This is a genomic window from Geothrix sp. (assembly GCF_030219325.1).
In the GTDB taxonomy this organism is placed as follows: Bacteria; Acidobacteriota; Holophagae; order Holophagales; family Holophagaceae; genus Geothrix.
The window spans coordinates 3159724-3180114 of sequence record NZ_CP126625.1; the positions used below are offsets into that span (position 1 = coordinate 3159724).

Sequence of the window (20391 nt, forward strand, 5' to 3'; positions counted from 1 at the left end):
ATGCCATCGACTCGTCGCCTGGGAGGCCATCATGAGTTCCATTCAAGGTCTTGGCCCATCGAGCGCTGCGGCGATCATCCCGAAACCCCAGGCGGTGGCGCCCAAGCCCGAAGCCCGCGAGACGGCGCAGGACGAGCGCGCCGAGGCCGCCCGTGGCGCCCAGGAGGCCAATGAGGCCCCCAGCACGAACCCCCAGGTGGGCAGCCGCCTTTCTGTGACCGCCTGAAGAAAATCCCTCTCGGGGCAGGTTGAAACCACGACCTCGAAGCGTTACCTTTGGGGATCGGCCCTTCGGGGTCGTTTCCATCGAGATCCTTGTCAGTTCCATAGCGAGTTATCCAGAAAGGTGGAGGGACGGGCCCTGTGAAACCTTGGCAACCTGCGAAAGCAAGGTGCCAATTCCTGCCGTGAGCAATCACGGAGAGATGTCGAGCTGTGTCGAACTGACGACGGCGACAAAGGGGCCCGAGCGATCGGGCCCCTTTGTCATGTTTGCTTTTCCTGGACTTGCTTGGACGACAGGGCCTCGGCCTTCTCACCTTTCTTTTCAGGAGCCGCCATGAGCGCCGCGCAACCCAACTTCGAAACCATCGCCCTCCACGGCGGCCAGGTCGCGGACAGCGACACCAAGAGCCGGGCGGTGCCCATCTACCAGACCACGAGCTACGTGTTCGACTCCGCCGAGCATGGCGCCGCGCTCTTCAACCTGTCGGTGCCCGGCAACATCTACACCCGCATCATGAACCCCACCCAGGCCGTTCTGGAGACGCGCGTGGCCCAGCTGGAGGGTGGCATTGCCGGCCTGGCCGTGGCCTCGGGCCAGGCGGCCATCACCCTGACCTTCAACACGCTGCTCCGCAACGGCGACCACATCGTGGCGGGCGACAACCTCTATGGCGGAACCTACAACCTGCTGCACCACACCCTGCCCCGCACGGGCATCGACACCACGTTCGTGGACTCGAAGAACCCCGAAGCCTTCCGGGCCGCCATCAAACCCCAGACCCGCGCCATCTACATCGAGGCCCTGGGCAATCCCAAGCTGGACGTGCCGGAGTTCGAGGCCATCGCTGTCATCGCCAAGGCCGCGGGCATCCCCCTCATCGTGGACAACACGCTGCCCAGCCCCTACCTCCTGAACCCGCTGGCGCTGGGCGCCAACATCGTGGTGCACAGCGCGACGAAGTTCCTGGGCGGCCACGGCACCTCGGTGGCGGGCGTCATCGTGGACGGCGGCACTTTCGACTGGAAGAACGGCAAGTTCCCCGAGTTCACGGAGCCCTTCGCCGCCTACCACGGCGCCGTGCTGGCGGACCTGGCCGGGCCCGCCGCCTTCATCACCAAGGCCCGCATCGAGGGCCTGCGCGACACCGGCGCCGCCATCAGTCCCTTCAACGCCTTCCTCATCCTGCAGGGCATCGAGACCCTGCACCTGCGCCTGCAGCGCCACGGCGAGAACGCCCTGGCCATCGCCCAGTGGCTGGAGAAGCACCCCAAGGTGGCCTGGGTGAACTACCCCGGGCTGGCGACCAACGCGAACCATGCTGCGGCGGCCCGCTACTTCCGCAAGGGTGCGGGCTTCGGCGGCATCCTCACCTTCGGCGTGAAGGGCGGACTGGAGGCCGGCAAGGCCGTCATCAACGGCGTCCAGCTCTTCTCGCGCCTGGCCAACGTGGGCGACGCCAAGAGCCTCATCATCCACCCCGCCAGCACCACCCACCAGCAGCTGTCCTCGGCCGAACGGGAGGCCACGGGCGTCACCGAGGATCTCATCCGCCTCTCCGTGGGCCTGGAGAACATCTCGGATCTCATCGAGGACCTCGAAGCCGCACTGCAGAAGGCCTGATCCCATGCCCGTCAAGATCCCAGCCTCCCTGCCGGCCCGCGACGTGCTCGAGGCGGAGAACGTGTTCCTCATCGAGGAATCCCGCGCACTCCACCAGGACATCCGCCCCCTGCGCATCGCCATCCTCAACCTGATGCCCACCAAGGTGGCCACGGAGACTCAGCTGCTCCGCCTGCTGGGTAACACGCCCCTGCAGGTGGAGGTGACGCTCCTGCACATGGCCTCCCACGCGTCGAAGAACACCTCCGCCGAGCACCTGCTGGAGCACTACGTGTCCTTCGAGGAGGTGCGCCACCAGACCTTCGACGGCCTCATCGTCACGGGCGCGCCGGTGGAGACGCTGCCTTTCGAGGAGGTGGACTACTGGCCGGAGCTCACGCAGATCCTGGACTGGGCGAGAACGAACGTCTTCTCCTGCCTCTTCATCTGCTGGGGCGCCCAGGCCGCCCTGCACCGCTACTACGGCATCCCCAAACATCCCCTGCCGGAGAAGATGTTCGGGGTCTTCCCCCACCATCTGCGGGTGGCCAACGAGCGGCTCGTGCAGGGCTTCGACGATGTGTTCTACGCGCCTCACTCGCGCCACACGGAGACCCGCCGGGCGGACATCCAGGCGGAGCCGCGTCTGGTGCTCCTGGCGGAGTCGGACGAGGCCGGGGTGTACCTGGTGCAGTCCGCGGACCGGCGGCTGGCCTTCGTCACGGGGCACTCGGAGTATGACCCCTGCACCCTGCAGGGCGAGTACGCCCGCGACCTCGGCAAGGGCCTGCCCATCGGCATCCCGCAGAACTACTTCCCGGAGGACGACCCCACCCGGCCACCCCAGGTCCGCTGGCGCGGGCACTCGAACCTGCTCTTCTCCAACTGGCTGAACTACTTCGTCTATCAGGAGACGCCCTTCGACCTGGGGCTTTCCGCGGTGGAAGGGGGGAAGGCATGAGCCTGAAAGTCCTCAAGTTCGGCGGCAGCTCCGTGGGCAGCGCCGAGGCCCTGCGCCGAGCCGCCGGCATCGTCCGCGACGAGTTGCCTGCCGGGGGCCTGGTGGTGGTGTCCGCCCTGCGGGGCACCACGGACCAGATCCTCGATGCCTGCGCGGCGGCGGGCCGAGGCGACCTCGCCACGGCCCAGACGATCCTGGCCGCCATTCAGGCACGCCACCAGGCCGTGGCCGAGGAACTCGGCCTCACCCAGGCCGTGGCACCGGCCTGGCCCCCCCTCTTCACCAGGCTGGATCAGCTCCTGACGGGCATGGCCATGCTGGGTGAGACCACGGCCCGGGCCCGGGATGCCGCGCTGGCCGTGGGCGAGACCCTCTCCGCGAACCTCGCAGCCCTCTGCTTCCAGGGGACCTTCCAGGACGTGCGGCAGGTCATGCAGACCGACGCCCGCTTCGGCAAGGCCCGCCCCCGGCTGGAAGCCCTCCGCGAGGCCGCCGCCCCCTGGCGCCAGGCCCTGGCCGCGGGCGCCCTCTGGATCACCCAGGGCTTCCTGGGCTCCTCCCCCGAGGGTGTCACCACCACCCTGGGCCGGGGCGGCTCCGACACCAGCGCCACCCTGCTGGGCGAGGCCCTCGACGCGGAGGAGGTGCAGATCTGGACGGACGTGGACGGCGTCCTCACCGCCGACCCCAGCCTGGTGAAGGAGGCGCGCCCCATTCCCCAGATGAGCCTGGGCGAGGCCGAGGCCCTCAGCGCCTTCGGGGCCAAGGTCCTGCACGCGGACTCCCTGGCCCCCGGCGGGCGGGCGGGGTTCCGCCTGGTGGTGGCCAACACTCTGCGTCCTGGCGCCTCACGCACCGAAATCCTGCCGGTGCCGCCCGCTCGCGCCGCCGGTGCCGTCACCTCGGTGGCCTACAAGGAGGGCATCAGCCTCCTGCGCTTCCCGGCCTCGGCGGGCCTCGAGCCCCCGCTGGAGGCGGCCCGGAGCCTGGAGGAGGCCGGCGCCCTGCGCTTCGGCCTCATCTCCAGCCCCGCGGGTACCCTGCTGGCGGTACGCCCCGAGACCCACGCCGCCACCGAGGTGCTGGGCACTCTGGCGGCCTCGGGAGTGCCCTGCGAGTCCGGCTGGGCCGTGGTGGCCCTGGTGGGCGAGGGCCTGCGGGCCGACCCGGTGGCGGCCCTGCGACACCTGGGCGAGCTGGGCCAAGAGCCCGTGGGCGGACTGCTCACCGGCAGCAGCACGGTCTCCATGGCCTTCCTCGTTCCCGAGTCCCGGCTGGGCAGCCTCATCCCCCGCCTGCACTCCCGATGCGTGCTCGGCTACTAGCCTTGCTGGCCCTGCCGCAGCAGCCAGGCCGTGAGACGAGAGTGGAAGCCCTCGGGATTTTCCAGATCGGTCGGGAGCAGGCGGGCCGGATGGGCCGGATCACCCACCACCAGGGGGGCCGCCTCCACCAGGTTGGGAAGGCGCTGGCCATCGGGCAGGGTCCAGAGGGCCCCCCGGCAGTCGGCGTCCCTCGGTGTGGAGGCCTGGCGCCGTTCGCCCTGTGTCTCGCAGACCATCCGCTTTCTCCTGTGGAATCTAAAAGATAGGCCTCCCCGCTACCCGCGCCACCCCTCGCCTGCCACCCTTTGGGAAAGGAACCGCCATGACCCGACGCATCCTCATCACGGGCGCCTCGCGCGGCATCGGCCGGGCCTGCGCCCTGTGGCTGGCCCAGACTGAGGCCGCCCACCTGGTCCTCCTGGGCCGGGACGCCCAGGCCTTGGCAAGCTCGGCCGAGGCCGTCCGGCAGGCGGGAGGGACCGCCGAGGTCCATGCGGCGGATGTGGCCGACCGGTCCGCCCTTGCCACCCTCGCCGGATCGGTGGGCCGCCTGGACGGACTGGTGGCCGCAGCGGGCATCTCCGGCATGACCCCCGTGGACCGGGACTCGGATGCCTTCTTCGATGAGATCCTGGCCACGGACCTGACGGGCCCCTGGAACACGGTGCGGGCCTTCCTGCCGGCCATGGGTGCGGGCGGCCGCATCGTGCTGGTGTCCAGCGTGCTGGGCCGCTTCGGCGTGCCGGGCTACGGGGCCTACTGCGCCGCCAAGCACGGCCTCATCGGCCTGGCCAAGGCCCTGGCCCTGGAGCTCATCGACCGGGGCATCGTGGTGAACGCCGTGGCGCCGGGCTGGGTGGACACGGACATGGCCCAGACCGGCATCCGGCAGATCGCCGCGGCCACAGGCCAGACCGAGGCCCAGTTCCGGGCCCAGGCCGAGGCGGCCGTCCCCGTGAAGCGGTTCTTCCAGCCCGAGGAGATCGCCCAGGGCATCGGCTGGCTGCTCAATCCCGCGAACACCATGCAGGTGGGCCAGTGCCTGAACCTCGACGGGGGCGTGGTCCAGTCCTGACGGACCACGCCCCCTTGGGTGCTATTTCGTCCGCACCGGGAAGGGCGGCCGCACCAGCTTCTGGGGCGGGTTCTTCTTCAGCTCCGCCTTCACCAGCTCGATGGCCTTCTCCAGCTGGGGGTCCCGGCCGGCGATGACGTCCTTGGGCAGCTGCTCCACTTCGATGTCCGGGGCCACGCCCTCGTTCTCCACCACCCAGCCCTTCTCGGTCCAGATGGCCAGGTTCGGGGCCGTGATGTTGCCGCCGTCCATGAGGGTGGGGAAGCCGAGGATGCCCACGAGTCCGCCCCAGGTGGGACGGCCCACGAGGGGGCCCAGGGCGAACTTGCGGAACATCCAGGGCAGCAGGTCGCCGCCGGACCCGGCGGTCTCATCCACCAGCATGACCTTGGGGCCCTGGATGGAGGCCTGAGGCGTCTTCAGGTCCTGGCCGTAGCGCATGGCCCACATGGCGATGAAGGGGCGGCGCAGCAGGTCGATGTAGTAGTCCGCCACCTGGCCGCCGCCGTTGTAGCGTTCGTCGATGATCACGGCGTCCTTCTGGGCCTGGGGATAGAAGTAGCGCTTGAAGTAGGTGTGGCCCAGGCTGGTGGTGTTGGGCACGTAGACGTAGGCCACGCGTCCCTCCGTGGCCTCCTGGACCTTCTTCAGGTTGCCCTCCACCCAGTCGCGGTTGCGCAGCGCGGCCTCGCTCTCCACCGGCACCACCGTCACCGTCCGCGCGCCCTTGCCGGTGGGATCGGCCCCGACCGTCAGCTCCACCAGCTTCCCGGCGGTGTTCTCGAAGCGGGCGTGGAGGTTCTCCGGGGCCGCGAGGTCGCGGCCATTGACGGCGAGCAGGTACTCGCCGGGCTTCACGTTGACGCCGGGCTCGGTGAGCGGTGAGCGCAGCTCCGGGTTCCAGTTCAGGCCCCCGAAGATCTTGGCGAAGCGGTAGCGGCCGTTGGCCACGTCGAGATCCGCGCCCAGCAGGCCGCCGGGGATGGGCTTGCCCGTGTCCGGCAGGTCGCCGCCGCCGCCGCGGTGGTGGCCCACGGCGAGCTCCGAGCACATCCACTGGATCACCCGGTTGAGGTCCGCGCGGGTGGCGAGATCCGGCAGGAAGGCCGAGTACTTCTGCTTCATGGCCTTCCAGTCGGCGCCGTGCATGTTCGGGGCGTAGAAGAAGTCGCGGTTGATGCGCCAGACCTCGTCGAGGATCTGCGCCCACTCCTGGCGGGGCTCCATCTGCACCTGCAGGGCGTCCAGCCCCACCTTACCCTTGCCCGGCTCAGGCTTGCCCGTGGTCGGGATGATGGTGGCGGCGTCCTTCAGCCGGTAGATGAGCTTCTTGCCGTCGGCCGAGAGTCCGTAGGCATCGGCCTTCTCCACGAGCACGGTCTCTTCGCGCTTCTTGAGGTCGAAGCGGCAGAGCGTGGCGGCCTCGTTCGCGTTGAAGCGATTCTCCCCGCCGGCCTTGCGGAGGTAGAAGAGGCTCCCCTCCTCGCCGGTGGCCAGATCCGTGAAGGCGGCGCTCTTGGCGGCCTCGATGGGGACGATGCGCTCAGCCAAGCCCTCGAAGTCGATGCGGACCTTCACCTCGGCCTTGGCGCCCTTCTTCTCGTCGCCCTTGCCCTTGTCCTCCGCCTTGCCCACGCCGGACTCTTCGTCGCTTTCCTTGGCCAGAGGCGAGGGCGTGTCCTTGGCCAGCACCATGAGGTAGAGGTTCCCGCGCATCAGGGCATCGGCATTGGACTGGGCGAACCAGTCCCGGACCGGGCCCGCCTCGGTGCTGGCGGTGAAGTAGAGGTACTTGCCGCCGCGGTCGAAGACGGGCTCGCCGGCATCGGCCAGGCCATCCGTCAACGCCGTGGACTTGTCGTCCTCCACCGAATAGACGTGGATGCGCTGCATGCCGGACTCGGTGTTGCGGGTGTAGGCGAGGAAGCGTGAATCCGGCGACCAGTTGTGGGTGAGGGTGGGCGAGGGCGTGTAGAGCAGCTCGCTGGAGATGGGCTTCGCCGCGCCGGTTCCCAGGTCGAGGATGTACAGGGCCATGGCGTTGTCGATGTAGGCGATGCGCTTCCCATCCGGCGACCACTTGAGGTCGCGGTAGAAGCCGGCGCCCTTCAGGGCGTAGCTGCGTACCTCGCCCTTGCCGTCCTGGGCCTGCACCTTCAACGCGTACTCACCGCCCGCATCCGACACGTAGGCGATGGCCTTGCCGTCCGGGGACCAGGCGGGGTTGCGCTCGTGGGTGCCCGGCGTGCGGGTGAGGTTCCTGGCATCGCCCTTTTCGGCGGGAACGCTGAGGATCTCTCCGCGGAACTCCACGGCCACGCGGTTGCCGGAGGGCGAGAGGTCCATGCTCCGCACCCACTTGGCGCCGGAAGCCCAGCGGCTGCGCGTCTCCGGCAGGTCTGCCGCGACGGCGACCTTCAGGCGCGTGGCCTGCCCGGTGCCGGGGTCGAAGCTGTGGAGCCAGCCCGCCTGCTCGTAGACGATCCGGCCCGCGCCCTGGCTGGCGGCCAGGATGGGGAAATCCGCGTGCTTGGTCAGCTGCGCCACGGCCCTGGTCGCCAGGTCGTAGCTGAAGAGGTTGAACTCGCCGGCGCGGTCGGACACGAAGTAGACCTTGCCGCCGATCCACATGGGGTCGATGTCGTTGCAGCGCCCCTCGGGCTGGGGGATCTGCGTGACTTCGTGGTCCTTCACCCGGTAGATCCAGAGCCGCGAGGCCGTGCCGCCCCGGTAGTGCTTCCACTGGCGGAAGGCGTCGGACAGGGGGTTGTAGACGATGTGGCTGCCGTCCGGCGAATAGGTGGCCCGGGCGGCGTTGGGGATGGGCAGCTTGGTGGGCATGCCGCCTGCCAGTGGCACGGTGAACAACTGGGTGAAGCGGGTGGTGTGGACCGAGCGGCCCGAGGTGAACAGCACCGCCTTGCCATCCGGCGTCCAGTCCTGCACCAGATCTGCGCCGGGGTGCCAGGTGAGGCGGCGGGGCTCGCCGCCCGCCGCGGGGATCACCCAAACGTCCGCGTTGCCCTCCAGGGCCGCCGTGTAGGCGATCCAACGGCCATCAGGGCTGAAGCGGGGCGTGCCGATGCAGCCCCCGCGGGTGGTGAGCCGCCGGGCAGCGCCGCCATCCGGCGCGCTGGTCCAGAGGTCCCCGGCATAGAGGAAGGCCACCTGGCGGGCGCTGAGGGCCGGCGAGGCCACCAGCCGGGTGTCCTGCAGATCCACCGCCGAGAGGGGCTGGACGAGGGCCGCAGCCATGACCAGGGCCAGGGGCGTCAGGGAGGAGGAGCGATGGATCATGGGGTGTCCTTCCATAGCAAGACGATGTATAAAAAAGGGCCCCTCCACCTTGCGCCTCCGCCCGGGCCCGGGTCAAGGCTTGCGGACCGGGAATCCCGGGACGGGTATCATGCACTCCGGATTGCTCTTTCCCAACCGCCGCCATTTGAGGTTCTTCCATGCGCCGATCCGCCTCTTTCCTGGTCCTCTGCCTGGCCGTCCCCGCGCTGGTGGCCGCCCCCCCCAAGGCTGGAACCCGCGGCCTCGACCTGGCGGGCATGGATCGCGCCGTGGCCCCCGGCGATGACTTCTTCGCCTATGCGAACGGCGGCTGGGTGAAGCGGACGGAGATCCCCGGCGACCGGGGCTCCTTCGGCGTGGGCCATCAGGTGACCGACCTCACGGATCGCCGGGTGGCGGCCCTCATCAAGGCCGCGGCGGCGACCAAGGCGCCGGCGGGATCGGAACTGCGCAAGGTCGGCGACTGCTTCACCAGCTTCATGGACGAGAAGACCATCGAGGCCCGGGGTCTGGCCCCCCTCCAGCCCACCTTCCAGGCCATCGCGGCCATCCGGGACCGCAAGGATCTGGCCCGCTACCTGGGCACCACGCTGCGCGCCGACGTGGACGTGCTGAACGCCACCAACTATTACACGGCCAACCTCTTCGGCCTCTGGGTCGCCCAGGACCTGGACGAACCCAGCCGGTATTCCCCCTTCCTGCTGCAGGGCGGCCTGGGCATGCCCGAGCGCAGCTACTACCTGGATCCCTCCGAAGGCATGGCCAGGATCCGCGCCCAGTACCTCGCCCACGTGGCGGCCATGTTGAAGCTGGCCGGCGTTCCCGACGCCGACGCCAGGGCCGGGGCAGTGCTGGACCTGGAGACGCACATGGCCACGGCCCACGCCGGCCGCGAGGAATCCGGGGACGTCCTGAAGGGCAACAACCACTGGCGCCGGTCGGATTTCGGCACGAAGGCCCCGGGCCTCGACTGGGAGGTCTACTTCGCCGCCGCCGGCCTGACGCAGCCCGAGACCTTCGTGGTCTGGCAGCCCGGCGCCTTCACCGGCCTTTCCGCCCTGACGGCCGAAGTCCCCCTCGAAGTCTGGAAGGACTACCTCACCTTCCACGCCCTGCAGAGCCGGGCGCGCGTGCTGCCCAAGGCCGTGGCGGACCAGTCCTTCTCCTTCTACGGCAAGGTCCTCAGCGGGGCGGCCAAGCCCCGCGAACGCTGGGTCTACGGCGTGGCGGTCACCAATCAGGCCCTGGGCGAGGCCATCGGGAAGGCCTACGTGGCGAAGTACTTCCCGCCCTCCGAGAAGGCCCGGGCCCAGAAGATGGTGGCCAACCTCATCGCGGCCTTCCGGGCCCGCATCGCGGCCCTGGCCTGGATGTCCCCGGAGACCAAGGCCAAGGCCAACGCCAAGCTGGACACGCTCAAGGTGGGCGTCGGCTATCCCGACCGCTGGCGGGACTACGCGGGCCTGAAGATCGTGGCCGGCGATGCCTTCGGCAACGCCGAGCGGGCCGAGCGCTTCGAGTACGAGCGCAACCTGCGCAAGCTGGGCCAGCCCATCGACCGCAGCGAGTGGGTGATGACGCCCCAGACCGTGAACGCGGTGAACCTGCCCGTGATGAACGCCCTCAACTTCCCGGCGGCCATCCTGCAGCCCCCCTACTTCGACCCGAAGCGGTCCGAAGCCATGGACTACGGCGCCACCGGAGCCACCATCGGCCACGAGATCAGCCACAGCTTCGACGACTCCGGCTGCCTCTTCGACGCCAGCGGCAAGCTCAACAACTGGTGGACCCCCGAGGACCTGAAGCACTTCGAGGCCTCGGCGGAGCAGCTGGTGAAGCAGTTCGACGCCTACGAGCCCTTCCCGGGCCTGCACATCAAGGGCCGGCAGACCCTGGGTGAGAACATCGCGGACGTGGCCGGGCTGGCCGCCGCCCATGACGCCTACCGCCTCTCCCTGGGCGGCAAGGCCGCGCCTGTGGTGCAGGGGCTCACCGGGGATCAGCAGTTCTTCCTCAGCTACGCGCAGAGCTGGCGGGAGAAGACCCGCGAGCCGCTGCTCCGCCAGCAGATCCTCACGGACGGCCATACCCCGGCCCCCTTCCGGCCCACCACCGTGCGGAACCTGGACGCCTGGTACCCCGCCTTCCAGGTGAAGCCCGGCCAGACCCTCTATCTGGCCCCGGCGGATCGGGTGAAGATCTGGTAGCGAACCCGGAGGTTCCCATGGCGCTTCTCGACTCCAGCCGCAGCATCCTCGTCGTCATCGACTTCCAGGGGAAGCTCGTCCACATGGTGCACCGCCCGGCCCCGGTGCTGGAGTCGGCGCGCCGCCTTCTCCGGCTGGCGGACCTCTTCGCCGTGCCCGTGGTGCTCACGGAGCAGTACCCCAAGGGCATCGGGCCCACGGAGGAGAGCATCCGCGCCATCTACGACGGCCTTGCCACCCCGAAGTTCTTCCTCGAGAAGACCGCCTTCGGCTGCTGCGGCGACACGGGCTTCGAGACCCTGCTCCAGCAGGCCCGGCCCATGCTGCGGCCCCCGCAGCGCCAGATCGTGATTGCGGGCATCGAGGCCCACGTCTGCGTCATGCAGACCGTGCTCGAGCTGCTCGCTCAGGGCTCCGAAGTGCACCTCTGCTGGGACGCCATCAGCGGCCGGGGGGAGGAGTACCGGGACCGCGCCCTGGACCGCATGGCCGCCGCCGGCGCGACCCTCACCAACCACGAGTCCGTGGCCTTCGAGTGGGCCCGGGACAAGAACCACCCCCAGTTCAAGGCCCTTTCGGCGCTCATGAAGGAAGGCCAGCCCCAGGGTTAAGATCTCCTCCATGAAGCTGCTCCCATCCCTCGCCGCCCTGCTCCTCATCTCCGCCCTGGCCTGCGGAGGTCACGACGATGACGACAAGAACAACGAGCTGATGGCCCCTGGCCAGAACTGCTTGGCCTGTCATGGCTTCACCGTGGCGGGAACGGTGTTCGGAACCGCCAACGCGGACTCCGGCAGCGGCCTCGCCGGGATCACGGTGATCATCACGGATGCCAACTCCGTGGACACCACGCTCACCACCAATGCTGCGGGCAACTTCTTCTCCAGCGCCACCCTGGCCCTGCCCCTGAAGAAGGCCGCCGTGGTGCGCAACGGCACCCGCACCGACATGGGTGGCGTCCCGGAAGGCGCCTGCAACCGCTGCCACACCCTGCCCGCCACCGGCGGCGCGGCGGGACGGATCCACGCTTCCTAGCCCATCATGTCCCGCATCCAAGGCCACCCCGTCCCCGCCCTGTTCCCGGCCTCCGGAGCGGTTTCCGTGATGCTCTTCGGGGAGGCTCCCGGTCCCCGTGGCGCAGACCAGTCGGGCATCCCCTTTTGGGGGGACGGCGCGGGCATCACGGTGTACCGGGCTCTGGCCGCCACGGGCCGCGCCGAGGTGCCCGCGGCGGCCTGGGAAGACTGGGATGGGGCCCGTTTCAAGGCCCTGGGCCTGGCACCCCGGCTGCATCGCACGGCCCTCAGCAACGCCTTCCCCGCCTGCCCGACGAAGGACGGCGAGCACTTCCACGCCCCTTCGAACCGCGACCTGCTGGCCCCCGCCAACCTGGCCCGGCTCTCGGCGGAGCTGACCCGGGCGGCCGCGGGGCGAACCTCGCCGCTGCGCGTCATCGCCTTCGGCAAGCGGGCCGAGTGGGTGCTCAGCCGCCTGCCCGGGGCCTCGGTGTTCGACCTCCACGCCCTGCCCCACCCCAGCGCCCAGGGACTGCTGCAGGGCGCCCCGGGGAAAGGGAAGGGATTGAAGCTGGAAGACCTCCGCGCCGCCTGGCAGGCGCAGCTCTGCGGCCTCCTCTCCGATTGAGCGGCGCCTCGGCTGGCGGTCCGCCGCATCCGACCCTATGTTGAGCCCTCAACCACTCCGAGGTGCCGATGCGGTCCGCTCTCCTCCTGTCCCCGCTCCTGCTCTGCTCCCATCTCCTGGCGGATCCGTCCCCCAAGACCGTGACCGAGCTCAAGGCCTTCTTCGCCGCGAACTGCGTCAAATGCCACGGACCCGACGGCTCCGCCATGGCCGACGGCAAGAAGCTCGGCGGGCGGGACTTCACGGATGCGGCCAAGCAGGCCAAGCAGACTGACGAAGAGATGGCCAAGACCATCCGGAAGGGCATCTTCTTCGGGGTCGTCATGCCTTCCTTCAAAGACCGGCTCAGCGACGAGGACGCCCTCCTGATGGTCAAAGAGGTCGTCCGCAAGGCCGAGAAGGGCAAGGTCATCGCCCCCTAGGATCCTCTCCTTGAACCAGGGCTGGCAGGCGGAACCTGGACCACCACCAGGGGTGCAGGTCCCGCCCTCCAGGTCAGTTCGTCCAGACTTCGTAGACGAAGGGCCGGTCCGCCGCGGGGGGCGCCACCGGCACGCGGGACACGCGTAGGATCTCGGGTTCCTTGGCCTTCTTGTGCAGGACGGTCAGGGCCACCTCGCTGCCCACGGGGCCCCGCAGGCGGCGGACGATCTCGGCGGGAGCCAATTCCTTGATGGGGAGGCCATCGATGGCGATGATCTCATCCATCTTCTGGAACCCGAGGGCCTTGGCCCGGTCAGTGAGGGGTGCCGTGTAGCTGCCCACGCCCAGGTGGCCCTGCCACTCGTGCCGGATCAGGACCCCGCCCGGCAGGTAGGCCAAATCCACGGGAATATCGATCCCCCCTTCCGGGAGGGGACCCAGCAGCATCACCTGGACCTCGTCCTTGCCTAGGCTGGTCACTCCTCGGCAGTCCACGGGATCCAGGAAGAGGTTCACGCTGGTGCGGCTCTGGAATCGCGTCCTCTGCATCTTGAGGGTCAAGCGCCCGGCGGCCTCGTCGTACGAGCCCTCCACTTCCACCACTTCCGCCGGCACCGTGCACTTCCCCGCCACCACCTCGCTGCGCGTGCTCGTGCCCGTGACCTTGGTGCCCTGCAACTCCAGCCGGAACTCGCGGACGGGGATCCCGGTATCGCCACCCATGAACTCGTTCGCGTCCAGCTCCCGAGCCGACATGCGCTGCCGCGCCGTCTTCAGGACAAGGCTGTTGCCTTCCGCCTTGGCCAGGTAAGGCATGCCCCCCTCCCCGACCCAGATCCCGCCCCTGTTGCGGATCCGGGCGCTCTGCTCAAGGCGGAACTCCAGCTTGATGAGTTCGTCGCTGACCTTGCCCGCCTCCTTGTCCTCCGGCGCCAGGACGAGGAAGCGCTTGTAGCTGGCCATGGCCTCCGGCAGGCGGCCCAGCCTCGCCTGGACCTGGCCCAGGTTCATCCAGGCAAAGGCCCATCCCGGGTAGATGGTCACGGCCTTTTGGAACTCGTCGGCGGCCAGGGCGAGATCACCATCGTTCTTGGCCATCTCGATGGCGGCGGCGCCGCGCACCAGATGCCGTCTCGCCTCGTCGAAGGTGGCCTTGTCCGGTGCCTGCGCTGGAGCCGGGGGGGGGTCGGCCTGGCTGCGTCCGGTCGGCCCAGCGAGGCCGAGGAGCATGCAGATGGCGAAGGCGGCAAGGTGGCGCATCGGGTGCTCCGGGAAGGTCACAGGGGGGAGACGGGACTCGCCAGCCGCGGCAGGGATGGCTGGGCCTGGACCGGGATCAGGTCCTCGGGGCGTACCCCCAGCTTGGCGGCCAGGGTGGCGCGGGAATCCTGGAGGCGGCCCACCAGCACGGTCATCTTCCCCAGGACCGCCTTCTGCCGCTGGCTCAGCAGCGCCTGGTCGCCCGCGGCGCCCTTCTGGTAGGCCCAGGCGTCCAGCTCCTGGGCCACATCCAGGCCGGAGCCCACGATGCTCTTGCCCAGCTCCCACTGGGTACTGAGGGGCTTCCAGGCCTTGTTGGCGTGCTGCAGGTTGGTCGCGATGAAGTCGAGGTTCTGGTACAGCGACTGCTTGGCCTGGACCCAGTCCACCGCGTCCCGCGCCGCCAGGGCGCGGTCGGCACGCTCGGTCACGAAATCGGTGAAGTCGTTCACCTGGGTGAGGGCTTCCACCGTGCCGCTCCAGACTCGGGGGTTCTTCTGGAGGGTACGGAGGCCCGCGGCCGTCCCCTCGGGGATGAGGGTCCCCGTGAGGAGGCTGGTGCCCCGCTCCAGCGAGTTCTGGATCGCCCGATCCACCGCCGCGCCCCAGGCCTCGTGCTCCCGCGCGAGCTGGCGGCCGTCCGAGCCCAGCCGGGCGGCCTCGGCTTTCAGGCGGGACAGCTCGTCTTCCAGCTCGTAGAAGCGCTTGCCGAGCATCTTCAGGTCCCCGTTTTCGGCCATCATGCGCTGGAGCCGCGCCTGGGCTTCGGCCCGGCGCCGGAGAACCTCGTCGGGCGTCACGGGCCTGGGTGCCGGTTCGGCGGCCTTGAGGTTGCCAGGGGTGAGCGCCCGCGCATCCCGGAGGTCCACGACCAGCGGATCTCCACCAGGAGTCCGGGTCCCACCGTCCCACATTCCCGACTGGGCTGCGGTCTGGCCCTCCAGGTTGCCGCCCCGCAGGGACAGGAGCTGGTGATTCAGCTGAGAGGCGTAGTCCTGGGCCCAGGACTGGAGTGCCTGCTGGTCTCGGGCCAGGGCCTCCTGACGCTGCTGCTGGATCCGGGCCTCGATCTGCGCCTGCTGCTCGTCGTGGTGGGCCATGCCGGAGCCGGGCTGCGGGCCCGCGGAAAGAGCCTGGGACAGCAGCCCGCCGAACACGCCACCCAGCAGGCTCGCCGCCTGTTGGTCGGGGGTCAACCGCGCAGGCTTCACCACCCTACTGGCAGCCGTGGGAGCCTGCCGATACCTGTAGGCGCTGGAACCCTGGAAGCGCTGGACCTTTTGGCCGGTCATGCTCTCCAGCTGACCCAGGGCGCTCTGGGCCGGCAGCTGGGTTCCCACCAGGCCAAGCAGGGTGACTGCGAACCACCCGGCGCGGGATTTCGTCGCGGCATTCATGATCTTGGCCTCTGGAAACACCACTACCCTGCCTCCCCGATGCCCTCGGGTCAAGCTTTCGTACTTATTCTTAACGGGCCAATCCCGGAAACCTTTCGTAACCTGGGGTCTTCCCCAGCGGGGATCTTTCACAGCCTGGAGGCTCCATGCGCTTCTCCCGTCGATTGTTGCTGCCCCTCTGCGGGGCCCTGGCCTTCACGCTGGTGGCGGGGGACGCCCCCAAGGCCGTCGCTAAGAGCCCCTCCAAGGCGAAAGCCGCCAAGTCCGCGCCCCTGCCTGATCCCATCAAGGTCACGGCGGTGGAGGGCATCACCGAGTACCGGCTGGCGAACGGCCTGCGGGTGCTGCTCTATCCCGATGCCAGCAAACCCACGGCCACCACGAACATCACCTACATGGTGGGCAGCCGCCACGAGCACTACGGCGAAACGGGCATGGCCCACCTGCTGGAGCACATGCTCTTCAAGGGCACGAAGGACCGCCCTGAGACCTGGAAGATCCTCAATGAACTGGGCGGTGACGCCAACGGCACCACCAACTTCGACCGCACGAACTACTACGTCTCGTTCCCAGCCAGCGAAGAGAACCTGAAGAAGGCCCTGGATCTGGAAGCGGACCGGATGCTGAACTGCACCTTCACCGCCGAGACGCTGTGGGGCAAGGACGGCAAGAGCGGGGAGATGACCGTCGTCCGCAACGAGTTCGAGTCCGGTGAGAACAATCCCTTCCGCACCACCCTCCTCCGGGTCCTGTCGGTGGCCTTCGACTGGCACAACTACGGGAAGCCCGCCATCGGGGCCCGCAGCGACATCGAGCACGTGAACGTCCAGCACCTGCGCGACTTCTACCAGAAGTACTACCAGCCGGACAACGCCGTGCTGGTGGTGGCGGGAAAGTTCGACGAGCCCAAGACGCTGGCCTACATCAACGCCACCTTTGGCCGGCTCCCCAGGCCCACCCGGTCCCTGGAGCCCACCTACACCGTCGAGCCCACCCAGGATGGCGAGCGCCAGGTCACCGTCCGCCGCGTCGGCGGCACGCCGCTGCTGGTGGCCGGCTACCACTCCGCACCCGCGGCCCACGCCGACCGCACGGCCACGGACATGGCGGCCTCCATCCTGGCGGATGTGCCGAGCGGCCGCCTCTACAAGGCGCTGGTGGAAACCAAGCTGGCCGCCCAGGTCTTCCAGATCTCCTTCACCACCTTCGAACCCGGCCTCCAGATGTTCGGCGTCGTGCTGCCGAAGGACGGCGACATGGAGAAGGCCAAGGAGGCCCTGGTGCGCGAGCTGGAGGGTCTGAAGGACAAGCCTCTCACCCAGGCCGAGCTGGACCGCGCCAAGGTGCAGGCCCAGAAGGGCATCGACCAGGCCCTGTCCGACACCAAGAACATGGCCATCAGCCTCAGCGAGGCCATGGCCGCCGGCGACTGGCGGGAGTGGTTCCTGGATCGCGATCGCACCCAGACGGCCACCCTCGAGCAGGTGCAGACGGCCGCCGTGGCCTACTTCAAGCCCAGCAACCGCACCCTCGGCCAGTTCATCCCCACCGAGAAACCGGACCGCACGACGGTGCCGGGCGTACCCGACATCGACGCCGAGGTGAAGGGCTACACCGGCAAGCAGACCATCGCCCAGGGCGAGGCCTTCGATGCCAGCCCCGCCAATGTGGACCAGCGCACGCTCCGCTTCACGGCCCCCAACGGCCTGAAGGGCGCCCTGCTCTCAAAGAAGACCAAGGGGGGCATGGCGTCGATCCAGCTGACCCTGCGTTTCGGACAGGAGACGGCCCTGCGGGACAAGGCCGCCACGCCGGGCCTCACCGGCGGCATGCTCATGCGCGGCACGCTGAAGCACAGCCGCCAGGAGATCGCGGATGCCTTCGACAAGCTGAAGGCCGAGGTGTCCATCACCGGCGGCGCCACCTCCGCCAATGCCACCCTCACGGTGCCGCGGGAGAACCTGGCCGCCACGCTGCGACTGGTGGCTGAAGTCCTTCGCGAGCCCGCCTTCCCCGTTGCGGAGCTCGACACGCTCGTGAAGCAGCAGACCACGGGGCTGGAGTCCCAGCGCCAGGAACCCCAGGCCAAGGCCATGGAGTTCATGGGCCAGACCTTCGATCCCTATCCCGCCGGGCACCCCTCGGCCTACCGCTCCTACGAGACGCGGATCGGCGAGCTGAAGGCCGCCAAGGTCGAGGACCTGAAGGCCTTCCACGCCGCCTTCTACGGCGCCGACCACGCCACCTTCGCGGCCTCCGGCGACTTCGACGCCCAGGAGGTCCAGGGCCTCGTGACCGAGCTCTTCGGCTCCTGGAAGGCCACTTCGCCCTATGAGCGCATTCCCGCCCGGCTGAAGGAGGTGGCAGGCCAGTCGAAGGTGCTCGAGACCCCCGACAAGCAGATGGCCTTCTTCCTGGCCTCCGAGCGCTGGGCCATGAAGGATACCGATGCGGACTACCCGGCCTTCCTCATGGCCAACCAGGTCCTCGGCGGAGGCGCCCTGAAGAACCGCATCGCCGACCGCCTGCGCCAGAAGGAGGGCTTCAGCTACGGCGCCGGTTCCTTCGTGAACGTCAGCAGCCAGGATCCCGTCTCCGCCTGGCAGGCTTACGCCATCTACGCGCCCCAGAACGTCGCGAAGCTGGAGGCCGCCTTCCACGAGGAGATCCAGAAGGCACTGAAGGAGGGCTTCACGCAAGATGAGCTCGAATTCGCGCGCAAGACCTGGCTGCAGGGGGAAGAGGCCCAGCGGCAGGAGGACAAGGAGATCGCCGGCTGGCTGAACAGTTCGCTCTACCTCGGGCGGTCCGTCCTCTTCCAGGCGGAACTGGAAACCAAGGTGAAGGCCCTGAAACTTGACGAGGTGAACGCGGCCCTCCGGAAGTACCTGGATCCCGCGAAGCTGGTGGTGGTCAAGGCCGGAGATTTCGCCAAGGATGCAAAGAAGTAGCTCCATTCTTTGACTTAGCGAAAAGGGGGTGGCGCATGCCGCCCCCTTTTCGTTAGGAACAGAGCCCATTCCATGGTCTGCTGTTAGTCCGTTCGGCGTTGATGAGGATGCAGGACGATGACGGAGGGCGTTGCCATGGCACGCATCGAACGGGAGTGGCAGGCGGAACATGAGGGCTCGGCCCTGGCTTCTGAACTGCACCGGATCATGGTCATCAGCCACCGGCAGGCCAAGGGCTTCATCGACTGCAACTGCGTCACGGTGAATGGCGAGATCGTGCAGAAGCACGGCCATCGGCTGAAGGCCGGCGACTCGGTCAGGGTGGAATTCGATCCCGAGCAGACCTACGAGGTGCTGCCGCCGGAGCGCAAGCTGAAGGCCGGCCCCTTCGAGACGCTGTGGGAGGACAACCACCTGCTCTTCGTCTTCAAGCCCGCGGGCCTGCTCACGGTGCCCGCCGAGCAGGGCGGCGAGCCCAGCCTGGCCGAGGCCATCACCGAGGCCTACCGGCGTCGCGGCTTCAAGCGTTTCAACCTGTACATCGTGCATCGCCTGGACCGCTTCACCAGCGGCGTGCTGGTGTTCGCGAAAACGCCCGAGGCCCTCCACGGCCTGAAGAAGCACTTCGAGCTGCACCGCCTCCAGCGCGTCTATTTTGCCGTGCTGGTCGGTGAGCTGCCGGAGAACAGCGGCACCCTGGCCGGGCACCTCATCGAGCACGCCAAGTCCCTGAAGATGTCCGTGGCCGTCGCCCGCAAGGGACCCGGCGGCGGCAAGCGCATGCCCCCCGGCGCCAAGGAGGCGGTGACCCACTACCGCGTCATCGAGCGCCTGCCAGGCCACACCGTGGTGGAGGTGAAGCTGGAAACCGGCCGCCGCAACCAGATCCGGGTGCAGTTCGCCGACCGCGGCTTCCCCCTCCTGGGCGACCAGGTCTACGGCGTCGAGAGCCCCCTGCTGGACCGCCAGGCCCTGCATGCCGAGCTGCTGGGCTTCAAGCATCCCGTCACCGAGGAGCAGGTCACCGTCACGGCCCCCATGCCCGCGGACATGGAGGCGGCCCTGAAGGTGCTGCGCAACCAGGCCCGGCTCGTCCGCGCGTCCACGGGCGTGAAGGGTGAGGAGGGCATCTTCCAGCCCACCGAAAGCTTCGATCACAAGCTCAAGCGCGTGGCCCGCGCCAAGCGCTATGAGGATCGGGACGAGGCCCCCAACCGTCCGGCCCGCCCCCGACCAGGTGGCAGCGAGGAGCGGCCCCGCCGCACCTTCGGCGCCACGGATCGGCCGTCCCGTCCTCCTCGTCGCGAGGATGGCGATACCCGCCCCAGGCACACCTCCGGGCCCAGCGATCGCCCCGCCCGTCCCCGCCGGGAGGATGGTGACGCCCGGCCCAGGCCCGCTTCCGGCCCCAGCGAGCGCCCCGCCCGCCCGCGTCGCGAGGATGGTGATGAGCGTCCCCGCCGTAGCTTCGGGTCCGCCGAGCGTCCGGCCCGGCCCCGCCGGGAGGATGGTGACGCCCGCCCCAGGTCCACTTCCGGCCCCAGCGAGCGCTCCGCCCGCCCGCGCCGCGAGGACGGTGATGAGCGCCCCCGCCGCAGCTTCGGTTCCGCCGAGCGTCCGGCCCGGCCCCGCCGGGAAGACGGTGATGCCCGCCCCAGGTCTACTTCCGGCCCCAACGATCGCCCAGCCCGCCCTCGCCGCGACGACGGTGACGAGCGCCCCCGCCGCAGCTTTGGTTCCGCCGAGCGTCCGGCCCGGCCCCGCCGGGAGGATGGCGAGGTCCGCCGGCCCAGGCCCGCGTCGGGTCCCGCGGATCGCCCGGCCCGCCCGCGCCGCGACGAGGGGGACGAACGCCCGCGCCGTACCTTTGGCGCCGGTGACCGGCCCACCCGGCCCCGCAGCGCCTCAGGCCCCCATGACCGCCCGTCCGGTCCCCGCCGGGAAGGCGCCACTGGGCGCCCCTCGGGCAAGCCCGCCCCGCGGACAAATAAACCCAAACCCCGGAAACCCTAGCCCTGCCCTGGGG

Annotated in this window: 16 protein-coding genes and 1 riboswitch; of the genes, 12 read left to right on the forward strand and 4 right to left on the reverse strand. The window is 69.2% G+C overall.

The genetic code is table 11. The features are described 5' to 3' along the window. Positions 1-31 precede the first annotated feature (31 nt). The 4 genes from QOZ81_RS14070 (at position 32) to QOZ81_RS14085 (ending at position 4111) form a co-directional block, all read left to right on the forward strand. Positions 32-226 carry a hypothetical protein gene (locus QOZ81_RS14070; RefSeq protein ID WP_291205013.1) on the forward strand — a complete coding sequence of 65 codons (195 nt, stop codon included), beginning with the start codon at positions 32-34 and terminating at the stop codon, positions 224-226. A gap of 105 nt (positions 227-331) precedes the next feature. After that, positions 332-432, forward strand: a riboswitch (SAM riboswitch). A 127-nt stretch (positions 433-559) separates the two neighbouring features. After that, entirely contained in the window at positions 560-1846 is a 1287-nt protein-coding gene (locus tag QOZ81_RS14075) for an O-acetylhomoserine aminocarboxypropyltransferase/cysteine synthase family protein (protein WP_291205010.1), read from the forward strand. Between the two features lie 4 nt (positions 1847-1850). Beyond that, positions 1851-2786: a homoserine O-acetyltransferase MetA gene (gene metA, locus QOZ81_RS14080; protein WP_291205007.1), complete on the forward strand. Its 936-nt coding sequence runs from the start codon at positions 1851-1853 to the stop codon at positions 2784-2786. Next, positions 2783-4111 carry an aspartate kinase gene (locus tag QOZ81_RS14085; RefSeq protein WP_291205004.1) on the forward strand — a complete coding sequence of 443 codons (1329 nt, stop codon included), beginning with the start codon at positions 2783-2785 and terminating at the stop codon, positions 4109-4111. The genes metA and QOZ81_RS14085 overlap by 4 nt, the downstream gene beginning before the upstream one ends. Here the strand turns inward: QOZ81_RS14085 and QOZ81_RS14090 are convergent. Further along, positions 4108-4347: a hypothetical protein gene (locus QOZ81_RS14090; protein ID WP_291205001.1), complete on the reverse strand. Its 240-nt coding sequence runs from the start codon at positions 4345-4347 to the stop codon at positions 4108-4110. The two genes, QOZ81_RS14085 and QOZ81_RS14090, sit on opposite strands and share 4 nt — an antisense overlap. Positions 4348-4433: 86 nt before the next feature. Here QOZ81_RS14090 and QOZ81_RS14095 point away from each other — a divergent pair, with 86 nt between their 5' ends. Beyond that, the gene (locus tag QOZ81_RS14095) at positions 4434-5186 is read left to right on the forward strand and encodes an SDR family NAD(P)-dependent oxidoreductase (protein ID WP_291204998.1); all 753 of its coding nucleotides are present in this window, start codon (positions 4434-4436) and stop codon (positions 5184-5186) included. 21 nt (positions 5187-5207) lie between these two features. Here the strand turns inward: QOZ81_RS14095 and QOZ81_RS14100 are convergent, their stop codons facing one another. Continuing rightward, complete coding sequence (locus QOZ81_RS14100) at positions 5208-8483, reverse strand: S41 family peptidase (RefSeq protein WP_291204995.1); 3276 nt, start codon at positions 8481-8483, stop codon at positions 5208-5210. A gap of 158 nt (positions 8484-8641) precedes the next feature. Here QOZ81_RS14100 and QOZ81_RS14105 point away from each other — a divergent pair, with 158 nt between their 5' ends. The 5 genes from QOZ81_RS14105 (at position 8642) to QOZ81_RS14125 (ending at position 12756) form a co-directional block, all read left to right on the forward strand. Then, positions 8642-10690, forward strand: a complete 2049-nt coding sequence (locus QOZ81_RS14105; protein ID WP_291204992.1) for a M13 family metallopeptidase — start codon at positions 8642-8644, stop codon at positions 10688-10690. A gap of 17 nt (positions 10691-10707) precedes the next feature. Next, positions 10708-11301 carry an isochorismatase family protein gene (locus tag QOZ81_RS14110; protein ID WP_291204989.1) on the forward strand — a complete coding sequence of 198 codons (594 nt, stop codon included), beginning with the start codon at positions 10708-10710 and terminating at the stop codon, positions 11299-11301. Between the two features lie 10 nt (positions 11302-11311). Continuing rightward, entirely contained in the window at positions 11312-11725 is a 414-nt protein-coding gene (locus tag QOZ81_RS14115) for a hypothetical protein (protein WP_291204986.1), read from the forward strand. Between the two features lie 6 nt (positions 11726-11731). Continuing rightward, the gene (locus QOZ81_RS14120) at positions 11732-12334 is read left to right on the forward strand and encodes a uracil-DNA glycosylase family protein (RefSeq protein WP_291204983.1); all 603 of its coding nucleotides are present in this window, start codon (positions 11732-11734) and stop codon (positions 12332-12334) included. A 68-nt stretch (positions 12335-12402) separates the two neighbouring features. Next, positions 12403-12756: a c-type cytochrome gene (locus tag QOZ81_RS14125; RefSeq protein ID WP_291204977.1), complete on the forward strand. Its 354-nt coding sequence runs from the start codon at positions 12403-12405 to the stop codon at positions 12754-12756. 73 nt (positions 12757-12829) lie between these two features. Here QOZ81_RS14125 and QOZ81_RS14130 read toward each other — a convergent pair whose 3' ends face one another. After that, positions 12830-14017, reverse strand: coding sequence for a tetratricopeptide repeat protein (locus QOZ81_RS14130; RefSeq protein ID WP_291204974.1), 1188 nt, complete (start codon positions 14015-14017; stop codon positions 12830-12832). A 17-nt stretch (positions 14018-14034) separates the two neighbouring features. Next, positions 14035-15438 carry a hypothetical protein gene (locus QOZ81_RS14135; RefSeq protein WP_300714886.1) on the reverse strand — a complete coding sequence of 468 codons (1404 nt, stop codon included), beginning with the start codon at positions 15436-15438 and terminating at the stop codon, positions 14035-14037. Between the two features lie 122 nt (positions 15439-15560). Here QOZ81_RS14135 and QOZ81_RS14140 point away from each other — a divergent pair, with 122 nt between their 5' ends. Together QOZ81_RS14140 and QOZ81_RS14145 are read left to right on the forward strand one after the other, a co-directional pair. After that, complete coding sequence (locus QOZ81_RS14140; RefSeq protein ID WP_291204967.1) at positions 15561-18365, forward strand: M16 family metallopeptidase; 2805 nt, start codon at positions 15561-15563, stop codon at positions 18363-18365. Positions 18366-18500: 135 nt separating this feature from the next. Continuing rightward, entirely contained in the window at positions 18501-20378 is a 1878-nt protein-coding gene (locus QOZ81_RS14145; RefSeq protein ID WP_291204964.1) for an RluA family pseudouridine synthase, read from the forward strand. Positions 20379-20391: the final 13 nt, after the last annotated feature.

Excerpts from the sequence above, each read along its gene's own strand:
- QOZ81_RS14070 (WP_291205013.1), top strand. The coding sequence starts at position 32 with ATGAGTTCCATTCAAGGTCTTGGCCCATCGAGCGCTGCGGCGATCATC.
- QOZ81_RS14075 (WP_291205010.1), top strand. The coding sequence starts at position 560 with ATGAGCGCCGCGCAACCCAACTTCGAAACCATCGCCCTCCACGGCGGC.
- metA (WP_291205007.1), top strand. The coding sequence starts at position 1,851 with ATGCCCGTCAAGATCCCAGCCTCCCTGCCGGCCCGCGACGTGCTCGAG.
- QOZ81_RS14085 (WP_291205004.1), top strand. The coding sequence starts at position 2,783 with ATGAGCCTGAAAGTCCTCAAGTTCGGCGGCAGCTCCGTGGGCAGCGCC.
- QOZ81_RS14090 (WP_291205001.1), bottom strand. The coding sequence starts at position 4,347 with ATGGTCTGCGAGACACAGGGCGAACGGCGCCAGGCCTCCACACCGAGG.
- QOZ81_RS14095 (WP_291204998.1), top strand. The coding sequence starts at position 4,434 with ATGACCCGACGCATCCTCATCACGGGCGCCTCGCGCGGCATCGGCCGG.
- QOZ81_RS14100 (WP_291204995.1), bottom strand. The coding sequence starts at position 8,483 with ATGATCCATCGCTCCTCCTCCCTGACGCCCCTGGCCCTGGTCATGGCT.
- QOZ81_RS14105 (WP_291204992.1), top strand. The coding sequence starts at position 8,642 with ATGCGCCGATCCGCCTCTTTCCTGGTCCTCTGCCTGGCCGTCCCCGCG.
- QOZ81_RS14110 (WP_291204989.1), top strand. The coding sequence starts at position 10,708 with ATGGCGCTTCTCGACTCCAGCCGCAGCATCCTCGTCGTCATCGACTTC.
- QOZ81_RS14115 (WP_291204986.1), top strand. The coding sequence starts at position 11,312 with ATGAAGCTGCTCCCATCCCTCGCCGCCCTGCTCCTCATCTCCGCCCTG.
- QOZ81_RS14120 (WP_291204983.1), top strand. The coding sequence starts at position 11,732 with ATGTCCCGCATCCAAGGCCACCCCGTCCCCGCCCTGTTCCCGGCCTCC.
- QOZ81_RS14125 (WP_291204977.1), top strand. The coding sequence starts at position 12,403 with ATGCGGTCCGCTCTCCTCCTGTCCCCGCTCCTGCTCTGCTCCCATCTC.
- QOZ81_RS14130 (WP_291204974.1), bottom strand. The coding sequence starts at position 14,017 with ATGCGCCACCTTGCCGCCTTCGCCATCTGCATGCTCCTCGGCCTCGCT.
- QOZ81_RS14140 (WP_291204967.1), top strand. The coding sequence starts at position 15,561 with ATGCGCTTCTCCCGTCGATTGTTGCTGCCCCTCTGCGGGGCCCTGGCC.
- QOZ81_RS14145 (WP_291204964.1), top strand. The coding sequence starts at position 18,501 with ATGGCACGCATCGAACGGGAGTGGCAGGCGGAACATGAGGGCTCGGCC.